The sequence below is a fragment of the Microbacterium enclense genome, assembly GCF_001456955.1.
GTDB lineage: Bacteria > Actinomycetota > Actinomycetes > Actinomycetales > Microbacteriaceae > Microbacterium > Microbacterium enclense.
On sequence record NZ_KQ758468.1, the window covers coordinates 325490 to 343498 of the forward strand.

At 70.3% G+C, this 18009-nt stretch carries 17 protein-coding genes; 10 read left to right on the forward strand and 7 right to left on the reverse strand.

Translation table 11 applies throughout. The annotated features are described in order from the left end of the window. Nucleotides 1-22: 22 nt before the first annotated feature. Genes AS029_RS17760 through AS029_RS04960 form a run of 3 tightly spaced genes read left to right on the forward strand, consistent with a single transcriptional unit; the run spans nt 23 to nt 2779 of the window. The gene (locus AS029_RS17760) at nt 23-511 is read left to right on the forward strand and encodes a DUF6993 domain-containing protein (protein ID WP_058231473.1); all 489 of its coding nucleotides are present in this window, start codon (nt 23-25) and stop codon (nt 509-511) included. 56 nt (nt 512-567) lie between these two features. Then, nucleotides 568-2247, forward strand: a complete 1680-nt coding sequence (gene ettA, locus AS029_RS04955) for an energy-dependent translational throttle protein EttA (RefSeq protein ID WP_058231474.1) — start codon at nt 568-570, stop codon at nt 2245-2247. Then, nucleotides 2240-2779, forward strand: coding sequence for an acyl-CoA thioesterase (locus AS029_RS04960; RefSeq protein ID WP_058231475.1), 540 nt, complete (start codon nt 2240-2242; stop codon nt 2777-2779). The genes ettA and AS029_RS04960 overlap by 8 nt, the downstream gene beginning before the upstream one ends. A gap of 218 nt (nt 2780-2997) precedes the next feature. Here AS029_RS04960 and AS029_RS04965 read toward each other — a convergent pair whose 3' ends face one another. Then, nucleotides 2998-3867 (reverse strand): acyl-CoA thioesterase, encoded by an 870-nt coding sequence (locus tag AS029_RS04965; RefSeq protein ID WP_228375879.1) that lies wholly within the window; start codon nt 3865-3867, stop codon nt 2998-3000. A 52-nt stretch (nt 3868-3919) separates the two neighbouring features. Here AS029_RS04965 and AS029_RS04970 point away from each other — a divergent pair, with 52 nt between their 5' ends. After that, nucleotides 3920-4588: a DUF8185 domain-containing protein gene (locus tag AS029_RS04970; protein WP_058231476.1), complete on the forward strand. Its 669-nt coding sequence runs from the start codon at nt 3920-3922 to the stop codon at nt 4586-4588. A 171-nt stretch (nt 4589-4759) separates the two neighbouring features. Continuing rightward, nucleotides 4760-5599 carry a hypothetical protein gene (locus AS029_RS04975; RefSeq protein ID WP_058231477.1) on the forward strand — a complete coding sequence of 280 codons (840 nt, stop codon included), beginning with the start codon at nt 4760-4762 and terminating at the stop codon, nt 5597-5599. Between the two features lie 71 nt (nt 5600-5670). Here the strand turns inward: AS029_RS04975 and AS029_RS04980 are convergent, their stop codons facing one another. From AS029_RS04980 to pepN, 5 genes are all read right to left on the reverse strand, one after another. Next, nucleotides 5671-6120 carry a globin gene (locus AS029_RS04980; RefSeq protein ID WP_058231478.1) on the reverse strand — a complete coding sequence of 150 codons (450 nt, stop codon included), beginning with the start codon at nt 6118-6120 and terminating at the stop codon, nt 5671-5673. After that, entirely contained in the window at nt 6117-7340 is a 1224-nt protein-coding gene (locus AS029_RS04985; RefSeq protein ID WP_058231479.1) for a mechanosensitive ion channel family protein, read from the reverse strand. Before AS029_RS04985 ends, AS029_RS04980 begins: the two co-directional genes overlap by 4 nt. Before the next feature lie 82 nt (nt 7341-7422). Further along, on the reverse strand, nt 7423-8217 hold the full coding sequence (locus tag AS029_RS04990; protein WP_058231480.1) for an ABC transporter permease subunit: 795 nt from the start codon (nt 8215-8217) through the stop codon (nt 7423-7425). After that, complete coding sequence (locus AS029_RS04995; RefSeq protein WP_058231481.1) at nt 8214-9125, reverse strand: ABC transporter ATP-binding protein; 912 nt, start codon at nt 9123-9125, stop codon at nt 8214-8216. The genes AS029_RS04990 and AS029_RS04995 overlap by 4 nt, the downstream gene beginning before the upstream one ends. Nucleotides 9126-9256: 131 nt before the next feature. After that, nucleotides 9257-11806, reverse strand: coding sequence for an aminopeptidase N (gene pepN / locus AS029_RS05000; protein ID WP_058231482.1), 2550 nt, complete (start codon nt 11804-11806; stop codon nt 9257-9259). 150 nt (nt 11807-11956) lie between these two features. Here pepN and AS029_RS05005 point away from each other — a divergent pair, with 150 nt between their 5' ends. Further along, the gene (locus AS029_RS05005) at nt 11957-13144 is read left to right on the forward strand and encodes a ferrochelatase (protein WP_058231483.1); all 1188 of its coding nucleotides are present in this window, start codon (nt 11957-11959) and stop codon (nt 13142-13144) included. A 50-nt stretch (nt 13145-13194) separates the two neighbouring features. Here AS029_RS05005 and AS029_RS05010 read toward each other — a convergent pair whose 3' ends face one another. Then, the gene (locus AS029_RS05010; protein WP_058231484.1) at nt 13195-14046 is read right to left on the reverse strand and encodes a hypothetical protein; all 852 of its coding nucleotides are present in this window, start codon (nt 14044-14046) and stop codon (nt 13195-13197) included. A gap of 140 nt (nt 14047-14186) precedes the next feature. Between AS029_RS05010 and AS029_RS05015 the strand changes: the two genes are divergently transcribed. The 4 genes from AS029_RS05015 to AS029_RS05030 all read left to right on the forward strand — a co-directional run bounded on the left by AS029_RS05015 (nt 14187) and on the right by AS029_RS05030 (nt 17936). After that, nucleotides 14187-14729, forward strand: a complete 543-nt coding sequence (locus AS029_RS05015) for a ribose-5-phosphate isomerase (RefSeq protein WP_058231485.1) — start codon at nt 14187-14189, stop codon at nt 14727-14729. Then, nucleotides 14729-15721 carry an Fpg/Nei family DNA glycosylase gene (locus AS029_RS05020; protein WP_058231486.1) on the forward strand — a complete coding sequence of 331 codons (993 nt, stop codon included), beginning with the start codon at nt 14729-14731 and terminating at the stop codon, nt 15719-15721. Before AS029_RS05015 ends, AS029_RS05020 begins: the two co-directional genes overlap by 1 nt. 98 nt (nt 15722-15819) lie before the next feature. Then, a complete protein-coding gene (locus tag AS029_RS05025) occupies nt 15820-16446 on the forward strand; it encodes an FMN-binding negative transcriptional regulator (protein WP_175456632.1) in 627 nt (208 codons plus the stop codon). Continuing rightward, the gene (locus tag AS029_RS05030) at nt 16443-17936 is read left to right on the forward strand and encodes an amidohydrolase (RefSeq protein WP_058231487.1); all 1494 of its coding nucleotides are present in this window, start codon (nt 16443-16445) and stop codon (nt 17934-17936) included. The genes AS029_RS05025 and AS029_RS05030 overlap by 4 nt, the downstream gene beginning before the upstream one ends. The last annotated feature ends 73 nt before the right edge of the window (nt 17937-18009 follow it).

The window sequence follows — 18009 nt, forward strand, 5'->3', positions numbered from 1 at the left end:
GGGGTTCCGTAGACTCGGACGCATGTCTCGGTCCCTCGGTCGCCCCCTCGCCGCCCTGACCTTCGCGGCGATGCTCGCCCTCGCCGGGTGCACGGCCGAGCAGCCCGCGCCCGTTCCGACCGACGCCGCGTCATCCGCCTCGACCGACGCCGCGACACCGTCCGCGACGGCGGCGCCCGCGGCACTCGTTCCCGGCGGAAGCGCCTCCGAGAACCTGCCGTTCTTCGCCCAGGTCGTCTCGACGGTGTGGAGCGGCCCCGACCAGGTCGCCGGCCGCGCGTACATCGACGCCCTCACGGCGGCCGGTTTCGACAAGGGGGCCATGCAGGTGACGCCCGACGAGTCGACCATCGGCAACGCGGCGGAGAGCATCGAGTTCTCGGTGCGCATCGGCGACGACTGTCTCGTGGGCCAGGTGGGGCCCTCCATCGGAGACCCCGTCACGGCGGCGCTCCCCGGCCTGTCATCGGGCGGCTGCCTGATCGGGCAGACGCGCTCCATCGACTGGTGACAGCTCGCCGGCGCACGTCAGCCCCCGCGGCATGCCGCCCCTAGACTGGACGGGTTATGGCCGAATACATCTACTCCATGGTCCGTGCCCGCAAGGCTGTGGGCGACAAGCTCATCCTCGACGACGTCACGATGTCGTTCCTCCCCGGTGCGAAGATCGGAATGGTCGGCCCGAACGGCGCCGGAAAATCGACGATCCTCAAGATCATGGCCGGGCTCGACAACCCCTCCAACGGCGAGGCGCGACTCAGCCCGGGCTTCACCGTCGGCATCCTGATGCAGGAGCCCGAGCTCGACGAGACCAAGACCGTCCTCGAGAACATCCAGGACGGCGTGGCCATCAAGCCCAAGCTCGACCGGTTCAACGAGATCTCGGCCCTGATGGCCGATCCCGACGCCGACTTCGACGCGCTGCTGGCCGAGATGGGCACCCTGCAGGAAGAGATCGACGCCGCCGACGGGTGGGACCTCGACTCCCAGCTCGAGCAGGCGATGGACGCCCTGCGGACCCCGCCCGCGGACGCGAGCGTCGTCCCCCTCTCGGGTGGTGAGCGCCGCCGCGTCGCGCTCGCCAAGCTCCTGCTGCAGAAGCCCGACCTGCTGCTGCTCGACGAGCCCACCAACCACCTCGACGCCGAAAGCGTCCTGTGGCTCGAGCAGCACCTGAAGGCCTACAAGGGCGCCGTCATCGCCATCACCCACGACCGGTACTTCCTCGACAACGTCGCGGAATGGATCGCCGAGGTCGACCGCGGCCACCTCTACCCCTACGAGGGCAACTACTCGACCTACCTCGACAAGAAGGCGCAGCGTCTCGACGTCCAGGGCAAGAAGGACGCGAAGCTGGCCAAGCGCCTGAAGGAAGAGCTCGAGTGGGTGCGCTCGAACGCGAAGGGCCGCCAGGTCAAGTCGAAGGCGCGTCTCGCCCGCTACGAGGAGATGGCGGCCGAGGCTGAGCGCACGCGCAAGTTGGACTTCGACGAGATCCAGATCCCCGCGGGGCCGCGTCTGGGCAGCATCGTGATCGACGCCAAGAAGCTCGAGAAGCGCTTCGGCGACCGCTCGCTCATCAGCAACCTCAGCTTCAACCTGCCCCCGAACGGCATCGTCGGGGTCATCGGCCCGAACGGTGTCGGAAAGACGACGCTGTTCAAGACGATCGTCGGCCTCGAGCCCCTCGACGGCGGCACGCTCAAGATGGGCGAGACGGTCAAGATCAGCTACGTCGACCAGTCGCGCGCCAACATCGACCCCGAGAAGACGCTGTGGGAGGTCGTCTCCGACGGCCTCGACATCATCACCGTCGGCAAGACCGAGATCCCCTCGCGCGCCTACGTGTCGAAGTTCGGCTTCAAGGGACCCGACCAGCAGAAGAAGGCCGGCGTGCTCTCCGGCGGTGAGCGCAACCGTCTCAACCTCGCGCTGACGCTCAAAGAGGGCGGCAACCTGCTGCTCCTCGACGAGCCGACGAACGACCTCGACGTCGAGACGCTGAGCTCGCTCGAGAACGCTCTGCTCGAGTTCCCCGGCTGCGCCGTGGTCATCACGCACGACCGGTGGTTCCTCGACCGCATCGCGACGCACATCCTCGCGTACGAGGGCACCGAGGAGAACCCCGACCAGTGGCACTGGTTCGAGGGCAACTTCGAAGCCTACGAGGCCAATAAGATCGAGCGCCTCGGGGCGGATGCCGCCAACCCGGCGCGCTCCACCTATCGCAAGCTCACGCGTGACTGACACCTCCCCGTCGTCCGACTCGGGTCCGGTTCCGGCCGGACCCGAGCGGGTGCACGTTCCGATCCACCTGCGGTGGGGCGACCTCGACGCGCTCGGTCACGTCAACAACACCTCGATGCTGAAGCTGCTCGAAGAGGCGCGTCTGCGTGCGTTCTGGTTCAGCGACGGCGAGGGCGAGCCTCTGCCCACCGCGGTCTTCGACATGGACGTGCTCGACAGCGGGGGCGATCGCGCCACGCTCATCGCGCACCAGGAGATCGAGTACCTCCGCCCGGTTCCCTACAGCCAGCGTCCCCTCGACGTGCGCATGTGGATCGGGGCGATGGGCGGGTCGAGCGCCGACATCTGCTTCGAGGTCTTCAGCCCCGCGGGTGACTCCGCTCCGGTGCTGTACGCCCGCGCCACGGTCGTGGTCGTGCTCGTCGACACCGCCAGCGGACGACCGATCCGCTGGAACGAGCGCGAACGTTCAGCCTGGGCGCCCTACGTAGGCGACCCGATCCAGTACCGCCGACGTTCCGCTCGCGGCTGACCCGCGCGGGATGCCGCGGGGGTGGGCCGCGCGTTCGGGCGTCGTCAGGGTGGCATCCGTTCCCGTCGAGAAACGCGGTCGGCGGGAAGAAACGCTTCGTCGTCCCATTTCTTCGTGCGGATCGCGTTTCTCGACGGGGATGCGGTGGCGCGCGACGTGACCGACGGTTTCACGCCGAGCTCGATCTCACTCGCTCGGCGCGACGGCGGCATCCGGAGTCAGTCGCGCGGGACGCGCACCATGACCTCCTGCGCGACGCTGGCGACGAGCACGCCGTCGCGCGTGTAGATGCGTCCGGTCGACAGGCCTCGGCCGCCGCGTGCGGTGGGCGACTCCTGCACGTAGAGCAGCCACTCGTCCACGCGCCCGGGTCGGTGCCACCACATCGCGTGGTCGAGGCTCGCGACCTTCAGGCCCAGGGTGTTCCAGGCCACGCCGTGCGCGCGCAGGATCGACTCCTGGATCGTCAGATCGCTGAGGTACGCCAGCGCGGCACGATGCACCGCAGGGTCGTCGGGGAGGGCCCGGCGCGTGCGCATCCACACGGCCTGACGCGGTACGTGGGGTCCCTCGACCGACGTATACAACGGCGACGGCACGTGCAGCACGTCGACCGGCCGCTCCGAGAACATGCGGCGACTCAGCGGGTGCAGACCCTCGATGTCGAACGCGGGCAGGTCTTCGGGCTGCGGGATGCCGTCGGGCATGGGCTCCGCGTGCTCGAGGCCCGGGTCTTCGTCTTGGAACGACGCGATCATCGAGAAGATCGGCACGCCCGCCTGATACGCCTGCGTGCGTCGCGTCGAGAACGAGCGGCCGTCGTGGATGCGGTCCACCGAGAACGTGATGCCGTCGGCCGGGTCACCCGGACGCAGGAAGTACCCGTGCATCGAGTGCACCGTGCGCTCGGGAGAGAGCGTGCGCGAGGCTGCGACGATCGATTGCGCGAGCACCTGCCCGCCGTAGACGCGGCCGAAGGGCATGGGCTGCGACACCCCGGTGAAGATGTCCTCGGTGGTGCGGGCTCCGGCATCGCGGAGGTCGAGCACGGCGAGCAACGACGCCACGGGATCGAGGGCGTCGGTCACGCTGACTCCGTTCCGGTACGGCGGGTCCGCACCGCTTGGTAGTTTAGGGCGGGTGTCCGCGCGTCTGTTGTTCCCCGATCCGCAGGCGGCAGCCGACCTGCTCACCTTCGCGTCCCGCGCGATCCGTCTCGGCGACGGGACGGTGCGCCTCCGCGCCGACGCGGGCGTCCTCGTCACCACCGCCGCACCCCTCGCCCCGCGCGGCCTGTTCGACACCACCCCCACGGTGCTGGGGCTGCGGGTGTCGGCCATCGATCCCGAGCTCGAGTGCGACCTCGTCGTGGATGCCGCAGCCCTCCTCCCCGCACCCGACGACGCCCAGGCCGTCGTGCTGCCCGAAACCGCGACGTCACCGGCGTGGGCCGGCATCTCGCCGCCGCGGGGCGGCTGGGAGCAGACGGATGCCATCGACGCCGCCGTCCTGGCATCCCGTGCCCAGTACGGGGTCGCGGCTGTCGCCGACGCTCTCCCGGCGAACGCGGGGGAGGACGTCGTGCGGGCGGTGCGGGCACAGGTGTGGGGGCAACCCGACGACGCACTGGGCGGGCTGCCGCTCGGAACCGCGTTCGCGGCGTTCGCGCTCGGGTTCATCGCGGGCGGCGAGTCCGCCGCGGTGCGCACGAGCGGCGCGTGGACACGAGTCACGCTCGCGCGTGGTCACGTGCTGGTGCGCGGTCCGGTGCGGTCGGGGCTCACGCCCGTCCGTGCCACCGGGAGCTGATCCAGCAAGCGCATAGGTGGCCGCCATACGCTGAAGCTCGCAAGGGGAGTACTCCCGTCGCGATGCATCCGTCATCACGAGGCCACCGTTGGTCTCCGGGTGCATCGGTCCGGCCCGGGCGGAGGAGACCTTGACGTCGCAGCCGCGCGCTGCCCGTCGAAAGGTCCGCCCATGGTCTCCCTCTCCCGTCTCATCTCGCTCGCCTCGAAGGCCGTCGACAAGGCGTCGTCCTCGTCGTCTCCCCGCCCGTCGGGAACGGGCGGCGGGAAGGACTGGCGCGACATGGTGCGCTCGGCGGCTGACGCCGTGACGGGCGACCGCCGCACCGACGCCCCCGGCGCTGCGCCGCGAACGGCGCCATCGACCTCGCGCTACGCCCCGCCCGCGTCATCCGGTTCGTCCGCGCGCCTCTCGTCCGAGGACCGCGCCGCTATCGCCCGATACGACTATCTGCTGCGGACGGCCGACCCCGACCGTGTCGAGCAGATGCATCGCGAGGCCTTCGCCCGCTTGACGCCCGCGCAGCGCGCGCACGTGCGGGAGCGGATGGATGCCGACCTCGCTCCCCACGAGCGTCCGCGCTCCGACAGCGCTGACGACCTCGCTCGCACCGCGGCACGCGCCGAGGCTGCGCGCCCCGGGCGCATGTCGACCTTGCTCGCGCGTGCCGGCCGCGGGGGGCTCATCGGCGCGGGCGTCGTCGGCGCGGGCGGGCTCTTGGCCGCGGTCGCCGGCGGGGCCGTCGTCAGCGCCGTCGCGGGGCCCCTGCTCGCGCAGGCGGGCCAGATGGGCGTCGACTTCGCCGGGCTCGCGGACGGCGTCGACCTCGAGGGTCTGGCATCGGGCGTCGATCTCGCGTCGCTCGCCGAGGGCGTCGACCTGGGCGCCGCGGGCGAGTGGGCCGGCGGGGCCCAGGATGCCGTGAACGGCGCCGGCGACCACATCAGCGGCTTCGGCGAGAGCCTGTCGAACCTCGACATCCCCGGGTTCGGCGACTTCCTCGGACGCTGAGCCCGCGACGACCCGCGATTCGCGGGTGGCCGGGTCGGTGGCCGTGCCGGCGACCGGAACCCGGGCGGCCTTCAGTCGGCTGAGCGGATCGGCAGCCCGGTGTCGGGACGGCCGTTCTGCTGGGGCCCGATGCCGCGCGGCTCGAACGTGTTCACCATGGCGTACGCGGCGCGTTCGAGGTAGTCCCACAGCGGCGCTTCGAACGCCGGCGGAAGGGCCAGCTCGTCGACGGCGACGCGCATGTGCCGCAGCCAGCGGTCGCGCGCGTCGGGGTCGACATGGAACGGCATATGGCGCATGCGAAGGCGTGGATGCCCACGCGTCTCGCCGTAGGTGGTCGGCCCGCCCCAGTACTGCGCGAGGAAGAGCGTCAGGCGTTCGGCCGCGGGTCCGAGATCTTCTTCGGGGTACATGGGTTTCAGCACCTCGTCGGAGGCGACGCCGCGGTAGAACGTGTCGACGAGACGGCGGAACGTGTCCATGCCGCCGACCTGGTCGTAGAAGCTGACGGGCTCGCTCATGAGGTGCCTTCTTCGTCGGAGCGGACGGCCGGGGGCGTGGGCTTGGGCGTGTCCGCCCCGGGTAGATCCACCGCCGTGGTGGGCGCCGCGTCGCGGACCGTCTTCTTCCGAGGTGCGGGATCGGCCTCGTCGTCGGGCGCGGCGGAGGCGAGGGGCTTGCTGCGACGGCGGGGCTTCCACACCGGGCGGGCGGCATCCGCTGCGACCGGCGTCTCCTTCGTCTTCGGCGGGTTCGCGCCTCGGACGCTCTGCGCGCCTTCGGCTCCGGTGAGGACGATGGAGTTGAGGTGCGGCAGGGCGATGCCGAGTTCGTCGATGGCGCGCTTGAGGCGGGCGCGCAGCTCGCGGGCGACGTCGTCTTTCGCACTCGAGCGGGTCTTCATCACGAGCCGGATGACGAGCGCGTCGCCGCCGATCGACTCCAGGCCCCAGATCTCGGGCTGCTCGATGATGCGCGAGCGCCACTTGTTCTCTTTCGCCATCGCCTTCGCCGCGTCGAGCATGGCCTTCTCGACGTCGTCGAGGTCGGCATCCACGGGGACGGCGAGGTCGATGATCACCCGCGACCATCCCTGCGACATGTTGCCGATGCGGGTGATCTCGCCGTTGCGTACGTACCAGAGCGTGCCGTTGACGTCGCGCACATGGGTGATGCGCACGCTGACGAACTCCACGATGCCGGTGGCCAGGCCCAGGTCGACGACGTCGCCGATGCCGATCTGGTCTTCGGCGACGATGAAGATGCCGTTGAGCACGTCTTTGACGATGTTCTGCGCGCCGAAGCCCAGGCCGGCACCGATCGCCGCCGTCAGCAACGTGAGGGATGCCAGGGCGTCGGGGGCGACGATCCCCGCGATCCACACCAGCGCCACGATGACGAGGATGACGTTGACGATGTTCTGCAGGATGGTGCCGAGCGTGCGGGTGCGCTGGACGAGACGGACGGCGTTGAGGGGCGAGCGGTCGAGCGCCTGCGTGTCGTCGACACGGGCCTTGCTCTTCGCTCCGTTGACGATGCGGTCGACGACGCGACGGATGACCACGCGCAGGATCCAGGCGGCGACGGCCACGCCGATGATGATGCCGAGGACCCGCAGCATCGTGCCGCCGAATTCGAGCAGACGGCCGCCGATCCACGTCCACGTGTCGAGATTGGCGAAATCGCCGGGAGACGTGATGGCGGGTGACGGGGTGGGGGTGGCTTCGGCGAGAACGAACATCGGATCCAGGGTAACGACGGATGCCTCGGCGCCGGCTGAGCGTCGAGGCATCCGTCCGTGTGACGGGGCGGGGGAGGAGGGGTCAGGCGTCGCGGGAGCGCAGCGCCACCCATCCCAGCAGCAGCGGTCCCGCGGCCCACGCGAGCAGGGTCACAAGGTTGGCACCGATCTCGGCACCGGGAGTGGTCAGGTCGGAGGCGGCACTGGCGGGCAGGTAGGCGCCGAGATCGACCATCCACTGCCAGTTCGGGCCGCCGAAGGTGAACAGCGACACCACGATGGGCAGGACGAACAGCACGCCCACCGTCGCCGCGATCGCACCGGCGCCCGCGCGGATGACGAAGCCGAATCCGAGTCCGAGGAGGGTGAAGACCACCATCGACAGCACGCCGAACAGCAGGGGCACGGTCGATTGCGCGGGGTCGGACCAGTCGATCCCGGTCGTCAGCAGCGGGGCGGTCAGAAGGATCGCCGCGGCGTAGGTGACCACCGTGGTGGCGGCCATGACGAGCGAGACGACGACGGCCTTCGACAGCAGCACCGCTCCGCGGCGGGGCTGCGCGGTCAGCGTCGAACGGATCATGCCGGTCGAGTACTCGCCGGTGACGACGATGGCGCCCAGGATCCCGGCGACGAGCATCGTGAATTGCGTGGGCATGAGAACGACGTTCACCGCGGCGAAGCCGTCGTAATCGGCGGCGGCCGCGGCGATCATGAGCGCCACGCCGATCGACAGGGCCGCCGTGATGCCGAGCGACCACCACGTGGAGCGCAGCGTCAGCACCTTGATCGCCTCGCTGCGCAGCAGGTGAGCGAAGCTCAGGCGGTGGGCGGCGTGATGAGCGGCGCGGGTGGGCGCCGCGGCGAGGGCGGTCATGCGATCTCCTTGGTCTTGTATTCGACCGAGTCGTCGGTCAGGGCGAGGTAGGCGTCTTCGAGCGAGCCGCTGCGCGGGGTGAGTTCGTAGAGGGGGATGCCGTGCCGGGCGGCGAGGTCGCCGACGGTCTGGGCCGTGACCCCCGTGATCTGCGCCGCACCGGGCTCGAGCGCCGAGACGGTGGCATCCGGGATCTGGAGGGCTGTGACGAGGTCGGACAGGCGTGGCGAGCGGACGAGAAGCGTCGTGGTCGTCCAGGAGTTGACGAGGTCGGCCAGCGAGGCGTCGGCCAGCACCCGTCCCCGCCCGAGCACGATCACGTGGTCGGCCGTCTGCGACATCTCGCTCATGAGGTGGCTGGACAGCAGAACCGTCCGCCCCTCCGCGGCGAGGTGACGCACGAACTGACGTACCCAGCGCACACCCTCGGGGTCGAGGCCGTTGACCGGCTCGTCGAGGATGAGCGTGTGCGGGTCGCCGAGCAGCGCGGCGGCGATGCCGAGGCGCTGCCCCATGCCGAGCGAGAAGCCGCCCGCGCGCTTGCCGGCGACCGAACCGATGCCGGTGAGCTCGATGACCTCGTCGACGCGCGCGCGGCCGATGCCGTGCGTCGCGGCCATGGCTCGGAGGTGGTTGCGGGCCGAGCGTCCCGTGTGCACGGCTTTCGCGTCCAGCAGCACGCCGACCTCGGTGAGGGGCGAGCGCAGGTGCCGGTAGTCGTGGCCGCCGACGGTGACGCGGCCGGCCGTGGGTCGGTCGAGGCCGACGATCATGCGCATCGTCGTGGACTTGCCCGCGCCGTTCGGCCCGAGGAACCCGGTCACCCGGCCGGGGGCGACGGTGAACGAGACGCCGTCGACCGCGGTCTTGGCGCCGTATCTCTTGGTGAGGTTGTCTGCAACGATCATGCTTCCACGCTAGGAAGCGGCCCCTCCCCGGGTCGTCCTCCGCGGGGATGACCCGGGCGCGACGAGAGGATGATCCTCGCGAACGACGGATGCCCCCTCCCCGAGGGGAGAGGGCATCCGAGGGGTGGTGCTTACTGCGCGTCGCGCTCCTGCACGGCGAGGGCGCGCTCGACACCGGCGAGGTTCTCGCCGACCAGGCGACGGAGCGCGGGAGCGGCATCGGCGTGCTGCGACAGCCACGCGCGTGTCGCGTCGCGAAGGCCCGTGTTCGCGAGGCCTGCGGGGTAGAGACCCACGATGAGGTACTGCGCGATCTGGTAGCTGCGCGACTCCCAGATCGGCAGCAGCATCGCGAAGTAGGGCTCGACGAAGTCGGCGAGCGCGTCGACGGTCGCAGGGTGGGTGAAACCGGCGGCGGTGGCGCGCACGATGGTGTTCGGCGCGTCGGCGGAGTCGATCAGCGAGCTCCACGCCTTCTGCTTCGCCTCGCGGGAGGGGAGGGCAGCGAAGGCGGTCGCCGCGAACTCCCCGCCCTTGGCGGTGTTGTCGGCGGCGCGCGCGGCCTCGATGTCGGCCTCGGTCGCCACGCCCGCGGAGGCGAGCGAGATCAGCAGCTGCCACGACAGGTCGGTGTCGATCTCGAGTCCCTCGAGCGTCGCGTCACCGTCACGCAGGGCGCGCACCGTCTCGGCATGCGCCGGAGTGGATGCCGCCGACGCGAACGCCGTGACGAACTGCAGCTGGCTGTCGCTTCCGGCCTCGGCCGCCCGGGCGAGCTCCCACAGACCGTCGGCGACGCGCTCGCGCGCGGCGTCGCGGGTCGCCGGAGCGACATAGGAGTTCGCGGCGAGCTGCAACTGGGCGAGCGTCGTGCGCACCGTCGTCGACTCGGTCTCGGAGCCGATGTTCTGCAGCACGAGGTCGAGGTAGTCGGTGGCCGAGGCTTCGGCATCCCGGGTCTGATCCCACGCCGCGCCCCAGACGAGCGAGCGGGCGAGGGGGTCGGAGATGTCTTTCAGGTGGGCGATCGCCGTGGCGAGCGAACGCTCGTCGAGACGGATCTTCGCGTAGGCGAGGTCGTCGTCGTTGAGCAGCACGAGGTCGGGGCGACGGATGCCGCGCAGCTCCGCGACCTCGGTGCGGTCGCCGTCGACGTCGAGCTCGACCTGGTGCACGCGCTCGAGGGCTCCGGCGTCGTTCAGCGAGTAGAAGCCGATTCCGAGGCGGTGCGGGCGGATCGTGGGGTAGTCGGCCGGGGCCGTCTGCACGATCGCGAAGCGCGAGATGGAGCCGTCGGCACCCTCTTCGATGAGCGGGGTCAGGGTGTTGACGCCCGCCGTCTCGAGCCACTTCTTCGCCCAGTCGCCCAGATCGCGTCCGCTCGTGGTCTCGAGCTCGGTGAGCAGGTCACCGACCTCGGTGTTCGACCACTGGTGCTTCTGGAAGTACGCCGCGACACCGGCGAAGAACTGCTCGATGCCCACCCACGCGGCGAGCTGCTTGAGCACCGAGCCGCCCTTGGCGTACGTGATGCCGTCGAAGTTCACCTGCACGTCTTCGAGGTCGTTGATCTCGGCGACGACCGGGTGGGTCGAGGGGAGCTGGTCCTGACGGTAGGCCCAGGTCTTCTCCATCGCGTTGAAGGTGGTCCAGGCCGCCTCCCACTCGGTGGCCTCGGCGGTGGCGATGGTGGAGGCCCACTCGGCGAACGACTCGTTCAGCCACAGGTCGTTCCACCACTTCATGGTCACGAGGTCGCCGAACCACATGTGGGCCAGTTCGTGCAGGATCGTGACGACGCGGCGCTCCTTGACGGCATCCGTCACCTTGGAGCGGAAGACGTAGGTCTCGGTGAAGGTCACCGCGCCGGCGTTCTCCATGGCGCCCGCGTTGAACTCGGGCACGAAGAGCTGGTCGTACTTGGCGAAGGGGTAGGGGAAGCCGAACTTCTCCTCGAAGTACGCGAAGCCCTGGCGCGTCTTCTCGAACACGTAGTCGGCGTCGAGGTACTGCCACAGGCTCTTGCGGGCGAAGACGCCGAGCGGGATGACGCGGCCGTCGGCGCTGGTGAGCTCGCTGTAGGTGGCCTCGTACGGGCCGGCGACCAGGGCGGTGATGTACGACGAGATGCGCGGGGTGGCGGGGAAGTCCCAGCGCGCGGTGTCGCCGTCGAGCGCGACCGGTTCGGGCGTAGGGGAGTTGGACACGACCTTCCAGCGCGCGGGCGCCGTGACCGAGAACGTGAACGCGGCCTTCAGGTCGGGCTGCTCGAAGACCGTGTACATGCGGCGGGAGTCGGGCACCTCGAACTGCGAGTAGAGGTAGACCTCGCCGTCGACGGGGTCGACGAAGCGGTGCAGGCCCTCACCCGTGTTGGTGTACTCGCAATCGGCCTCGACGATGAGCTCGTTCTCGGATGCCAGGCCCTCGAGCGCGATGCGGGAGTCGGCGAACACCGACGCGGGGTCGAGCGAGCGGCCGTTCAGCGTCACGGAGTGGACGGTGCGCGCGATGAGGTCGATGAACGTCGACGCCCCCTCGGTCGCGGCGAAGGTGACGGTCGTGCGCGAGGTGAACACCTCGTCTCCGCGGGTGAGGTCGAGCTGCACGTCGTACGCGCGGGTGTCGACGATCGCGCGACGCTCCTGCGGTTCGATGCGGGTGAGGTTCTCTCCTGGCACTGGCGTTCTCCCGGGGATGAGGGCGGAATCGACGCGAACGAGCGCGGACGCGGGTGACGACGAGCGCCGTCGGCGACGATGACAACCAGATAAGCCTAGTCACGAGACAACCCGCGTCCGGCCGTCCCGGCCAGGTGGGAGGATTGCACCGTGAGCACGACCGACACGGACACCAACGCTGAGACCGTCCTCTACGCCTCGCCCGCAGCGGCATCCGGACCCAAATGGGTCGAGACGCCCGTCGCCTACGACGGCATCCTCCTCGCCGGCTTCGGCGGACCCGAGGGTCAGGACGACGTCATCCCCTTCCTCCGCAACGTCACGCGCGGACGCGGGATCCCCGACGAGCGCCTCGAAGAGGTCGCCCACCACTACCGGCACTTCGGCGGGGTGAGCCCGATCAACCAGCACAACCGCGAGCTGAAGGCGGCCCTGGAAGAAGAGATCGCGAAGCGCGGCCTGAACCTTCCGGTGTACTGGGGCAACCGCAACTGGGAGCCTTATCTTGAAGAGGCCGTCACCGAAGCCGCAGAGGCCGGCGACACCACCCTCATCGCGATCGCGACGAGTGCCTACAGCTCGTTCTCGAGCTGCCGTCAGTACCGCGAGGACTATGCGCGCGTGCTCGAGGCGACCGGGCTCGGCGAGACGGTGACCATCGACAAGGTGCGTCAGTTCTTCGACCACCCCGGCTTCGTCACCACGTTCGTGCGGGGTGTGACGGATGCCGTGTCGGCCTTCGTCGCGAAAGGCATCGCGCCCGAGAAGATCCGCGTGCTCTTCTCCACCCACTCCATCCCCACCGCCGATGCCGAGCGCTCCGGCCCGCGCGACGTCGATTTCGGCGAGGGCGGCGCCTACGCCGCGCAGCACAAGGCCGTCGCCGCCTTCGTCATGGCCGAGGTGGCCGCCGCCGTCGCCGACGTCGAGTGGGAGCTCGTCTACCAGTCGCGTTCGGGCCCGCCCACGCAGCCGTGGCTCGAGCCCGACGTCAACGACGTCATCGCCGAGCTCCCCGGCCGCGGTGCCGAGGCGGTCGTCATCGTGCCGCTCGGCTTCGTCAGCGATCACATGGAGGTGCTCTGGGACCTCGACACCGAGGCGATGGAGGCCGCAGAGGAGGCCGGCATCAAGGCCGTGCGCACCCCGACGCCCGGCATCGACCCGGCCTACGTCTCCGGTCTGATCGACCTCGTCGAGGAGCGCCTGAAGGGTACGCCCAAGGCCGAGCGTCCGTCGCTCACCGACCTCGGTCCCTGGTACGACGTGTGCCGCCCCGGGTGCTGCGAGAACATCCGCGCCGGCTTCAAGCCCGTCGCGGCGGGCCTGCGCCCCTGACGCTCCCCGGTGCCGCCCGTTCCCTTCGCGGGGCGGGCGGCACCGTCGTTTCACACCAGCAAGAAGACGACGTGGCAGAGGGCGCTCGCCGCCAGCATTCCGGAAATCACGAGAGCCGGTGCCACCGATGGCCGACGTGCGGGTCGCGTGCGCGGCCGGAAAGATCGCCGAAGACGTTCGCGCACCACCACGACCCGGCCGTCGTCCCCGAGACGCACCGCGGCGTCGTCGGGCAGTTCGCCGACAGGGAGGGCGTCGTTCTCGATGACCGCGTCGACCTGTCTGAAGACGGCCTCGATGGCGCGTTGGTTGGCCCAGACGAACGTCGTCCAGACCCCGACCGGGACGCACGCCGCCGCGGCGATGCCGAGCAGGGCCGCAGAGAGCTCGCTCGCGCCCGTGTCCTGTATCGACACCACGGCGGCGATCAGCAGTGCGAGCGCCACCATGTAAAAAACGGAAGCGATCCAGGGGAGCACTCGCAGGGGCGGTGCGTGCAGCGCGCGGACGATCGCATCGAGTTCGGCGAGTGTGCGGGCATCGCACGGCGCCATCAATGACGGAGGCAGCGACCCCCGTTCTTCCGGCGACATCATCGTCGCCGGCTCGTCGGCTCTCGCGACGAAGTCCACCGCCGCGCGGCGGGCGCCGTGCAGTCGCAGGACCGCCCATACCGCGGCGCCCCCGAGGGCGTACCACTGCAGGAGCGGAGCGCCGACGACCGATGCCGTCAGAACGAGCAGGGCGCAGCCGACGACGACAGTGGCATCCACTGCCATGCGCGGCGCGGACACCGTGCTGCGGATGAGGAGGGCGAGCTGGTCGTACCCTTCGCGACGGTCCGCGACCGTCGCGAATCGACCGTCGGGGAAGGGAGTGGCCTCGTGAGCGGCAATGGTCATCGGGGCCTTTCAGCGGGGGAGAGCTCGTTTCGCGCGAGGAGTCCGTGACGCGCCAGAGCGCAGCATAGCGAGAGCGGATGACGGGCTCAGCCGTCGTCATGTCCGCCCGCGACGTCGGACCGTCTCAATAGACTTGCGGCATGCGCATCCACCTCGGCACGGATCACGCCGGCCTTGAATTCTCGACCCAGATCCAGCACCACCTCGCCGCACAGGGGCACGAGGTGATCGACCACGGGCCGATCGAGTACGACCCCCTCGACGACTACCCGGCGTTCTGCATCCGCGCCGCCCAGGCGGTCGTACGCGACCAGGCCGCCGGCGTCGAGGCGCTCGGCGTCGTCTTGGGCGGTTCGGGCAACGGCGAGCAGATCGCCGCCAACAAGGTGCTCGGCGTTCGCGCGGCCCTCGTGTGGAACATCTCGACCGCCGAGCTCGCCCGCGAGCACAACGACGCCAACGTCATCTCGATCGGAGCCCGCCAGCACACGTTCGACGAGGCCGCGTCGTTCATCGACCGCTTCATCGCCACGCCGTTCTCGGGTGAGGAGCGCCACGCGCGCCGTATCGGCCAGCTCGCCGCATACGAGCAGGACGGCGCATTGCTGCCCGACCCGCGCGCCGGCCACTCCGAGAACACCATGACCGACGCGAGCGACTCGTTCGACCCCGAGGCAGGCTGATGCCCGAAGGGCATTCCGTCCACCGCATCGCGCGGCAGTTCGAGCGCAACATCGTGGGCCGCACGGTCGCGGCATCCAGTCCTCAGGGCCGATTCGTCGAGGGCGCCGCCGTCATCGACGGACGCGAGGCGCTCGAGGTGCGCGCCGTGGCGAAGCAGATGTTCCTGCGCTTCGACGGCGACGTCTGGCTGCGGGTGCACCTCGGCATGTACGGCGCATGGGACTTCGCGGGCGACGTCTCGGTCGACGCGACGATCGCGTCCTCCAACGGACGCATGGGACAGACGAACCAGCGAGGTACCGTCCTCGACGACGCGCCGATCATGGATGCCGCCGGCGAGAACTCCCTCAGCTCGATCGGGGCCCCGCGGCGGGCGCGCGTGCGCATGTCGGAGCAGACCACCGGACTCGAGGAGCAGACAGAGTGGCCGCCGCCGGTCGTCGGTGCCGTGCGCCTGCGCCTGCTCACCGAGACGACCTGTGCCGACCTCCGTGGACCGACGGCGTGCGTGCTGCAGACGCCCGACGAGGTCGTGGCGACGATCGCGAAGCTCGGGCCCGACCCGCTCGTCGACGACGTCGACGAGGGTGAGGAGCGCTTCACCGCGACGGTGAAGAAGAAGCCCACGGCCATCGGGCTGCTGTTGATGGACCAGGCCGTGGTCAGCGGCATCGGCAACGTGTACCGCGCCGAGCTGCTGTTCCGCGCGCGGCAGAATCCGCACACGCCGGGCCGTGACGTGCCCGAGGAGGTCGTCCGCGGCGTCTGGCGCGACTGGGCGCGGCTGCTGCCGATCGGCGTCGAGACCGGGCAGATGATGACGATGGACGACCTCGACCCCGAGGCGTATCGCCGCGCCATGGCCCATCGCGACGACCGGCACTGGGTCTATCACCGTGCGGGTCTGCCCTGCCGCGTCTGCGGGACGACGGTGCTGATGGAAGAGGCGGCGGGGCGCAAGCTCTATTGGTGCCCGAACTGTCAGGCGTGACCATGTCAGTCCCGGTCCCTTCGACAGGCTCAGGGACCTGGGTGGGAAGGTGGCTGAGCCTGTCGAAGCCACCGGGACCGGCGATCTAGGCTGATCCGGTGCGTCAGAACCCGAGCTTCGCGATGACCGACGTCGGCGAGATCCGCCGTCTCATCGACCTCCACCCGTGGGTCACCCTCGTCAGCCAGACCGACGACGGCCTCGTCGCCTCTCACTACGCCGTCATGCTCGACGACGACCGCGACGACCTCACCATCGTCGGACACGTCGGCAAGCCTGACGACCTCATCCTCGGTCTCGGCGATCGCGAGCTGCTCGTGATCGTGCAGGGGCCGCACGGGTACATCACGCCGCGGTGGTACGGCGACGTCGCCGCGGTGCCGACGTGGAACTTCGTGTCGGCGCACCTGAGCGGCATCCCGGAACTTCTCACGCCCGACGAGAACCTGCGGGTGCTCGAGCGCCTGGTCGACCGGTTCGAGGGCGACGGCGACGACGCCCGCGGCCTGTACACCCTGCCGAACGACGCGGCCTTCGTGGAGCGCCTCGAACGGGGGACGGTCGGGTTCCGGCTGACGCCGATGCGCGTCACCGCCAAGCGCAAGCTGAGCCAGAACCGCTCGCCCGAGGTGGTCGAGACCATCATCGACGGTCTGACCGCCGAGGGGCGCGACGACCTCGCCGCCGAGATGCGCCGGGCCGCCGACGCGCGGGTGCGCCCGTGATCGGCGAGAGCGCGGGTTTCATCCGCGCGGTGCGTGTCGCGGGCCCGGGCCGTGAGTTCCTGCCGACCGACGAACCCGTCGACATCGTCATCGCCGGCGGCCGCATCGCCGACATCGCCCCCACCGGCAACCTCCGCCCGACGGGGGTCGTGGTCGACGGCCAGGGCGGGTGGCTGCTCCCGGGGCTCTGGGACCATCACGTGCATGCCCTCCAGTGGGCGCTGGTCGCCGATCGTGTGCCCCTCGGCGACGTGTCGTCCGCCCGTGAGGCCGCCGCAGTCATGGGTGCGGCGCCAGTGCGCGACGGATGCCGCGTCGGGACGGGGTTCCGCGACGGCCTCTGGCCCGACGAGACCGCGTTGGCGATCCTGGATGCGGCGACGGGCGACGTGCCGACGTACCTGATCAACGCCGACGTGCACAGCGTGTGGATGAACAGCGCCGCCTTCCGGCGTGAGGGCTCCGACCCGGTGGCATCCGGTGTGCTGCGCGAGGAGGACGCGTTCGAGATTTCGCGGCGACTCAACGCCGTCGCACCCGAGATCGCCGACGGGGCCGTGGAGCGCATGGCGCGCGCAGCGGCCGCCCGCGGCGTCGTGGGAATGGTCGATCTCGACATGACCTGGAACGACGAGCCGTGGCAGCGCCGGGCCGCGCGCGGCTTCGATGCGCTGCGCGTCTCGTACGGCACCTACCCGCAGGACCTCGACCGGGCGATCGCCGAAGGGCTGCGCACGGGCGACCTCGTGCGCGGAGCGGTGAACGATCTCATCTGCGTCGGACCGCTGAAGGCCATCACCGACGGGTCGCTCGGCACACGCACCGCCGCCTGCGCGCACCACTACCCGGGCGATGTCGGCAACCACGGTCTGTTGACGGTCGCGCCCGACGAGCTCGTCGAGATGATGACGCGCGCCACGGCCGCGGGCATCGAGTGCGCGATCCACGCGATCGGCGACGTCGCGAACGCGCACGCCCTCGACGCCTACGCCCTGAGCGGTGCCGTGGGCACCATCGAGCACGCGCAGCTCGTCGCTCACGCCGACATCCCGCGCTTCGCCCGCCTCGGGGTCGCTGCGAGCGTGCAGCCCGAGCATGCGCTCGACGACCGCGACATGACGGATGCCATCTGGGCAGAGCAGTCCGCGCAGCCCTACCCTCTGCGGGCCCTGGTCGACAGCGGCGCCAACGTCCGCTTCGGGTCCGACGCCCCGGTGGCCCCTCTCGACCCCTGGGCGGCGATCGCCTCGGCGGTGTTCCGCACGCGCGACGGACGCGACGCCTGGCAGCCGCATCAGCGGGTCGACATCGGCACGGCCATCGCGGCATCCACGTCGGGCGGGTCGACGGCTCCGGCCGAGATCTCGCCCGGTGCCCTGGCCGACCTCGTCATCGTCGACGCCGATCCGCTGACCGCTGACGAGCGGGGCCTTCGCGCCATGCCCGTCCGCACGACGCTGCTCGCCGGTCGCGTGACCCACAGCGCGTGAGTCCGTGCGCGCCTGCCTCGAGGCGTGAGTCGCCAGGAATTGTCGCTTCCGACCCGCGAAGAGCGACGATTCT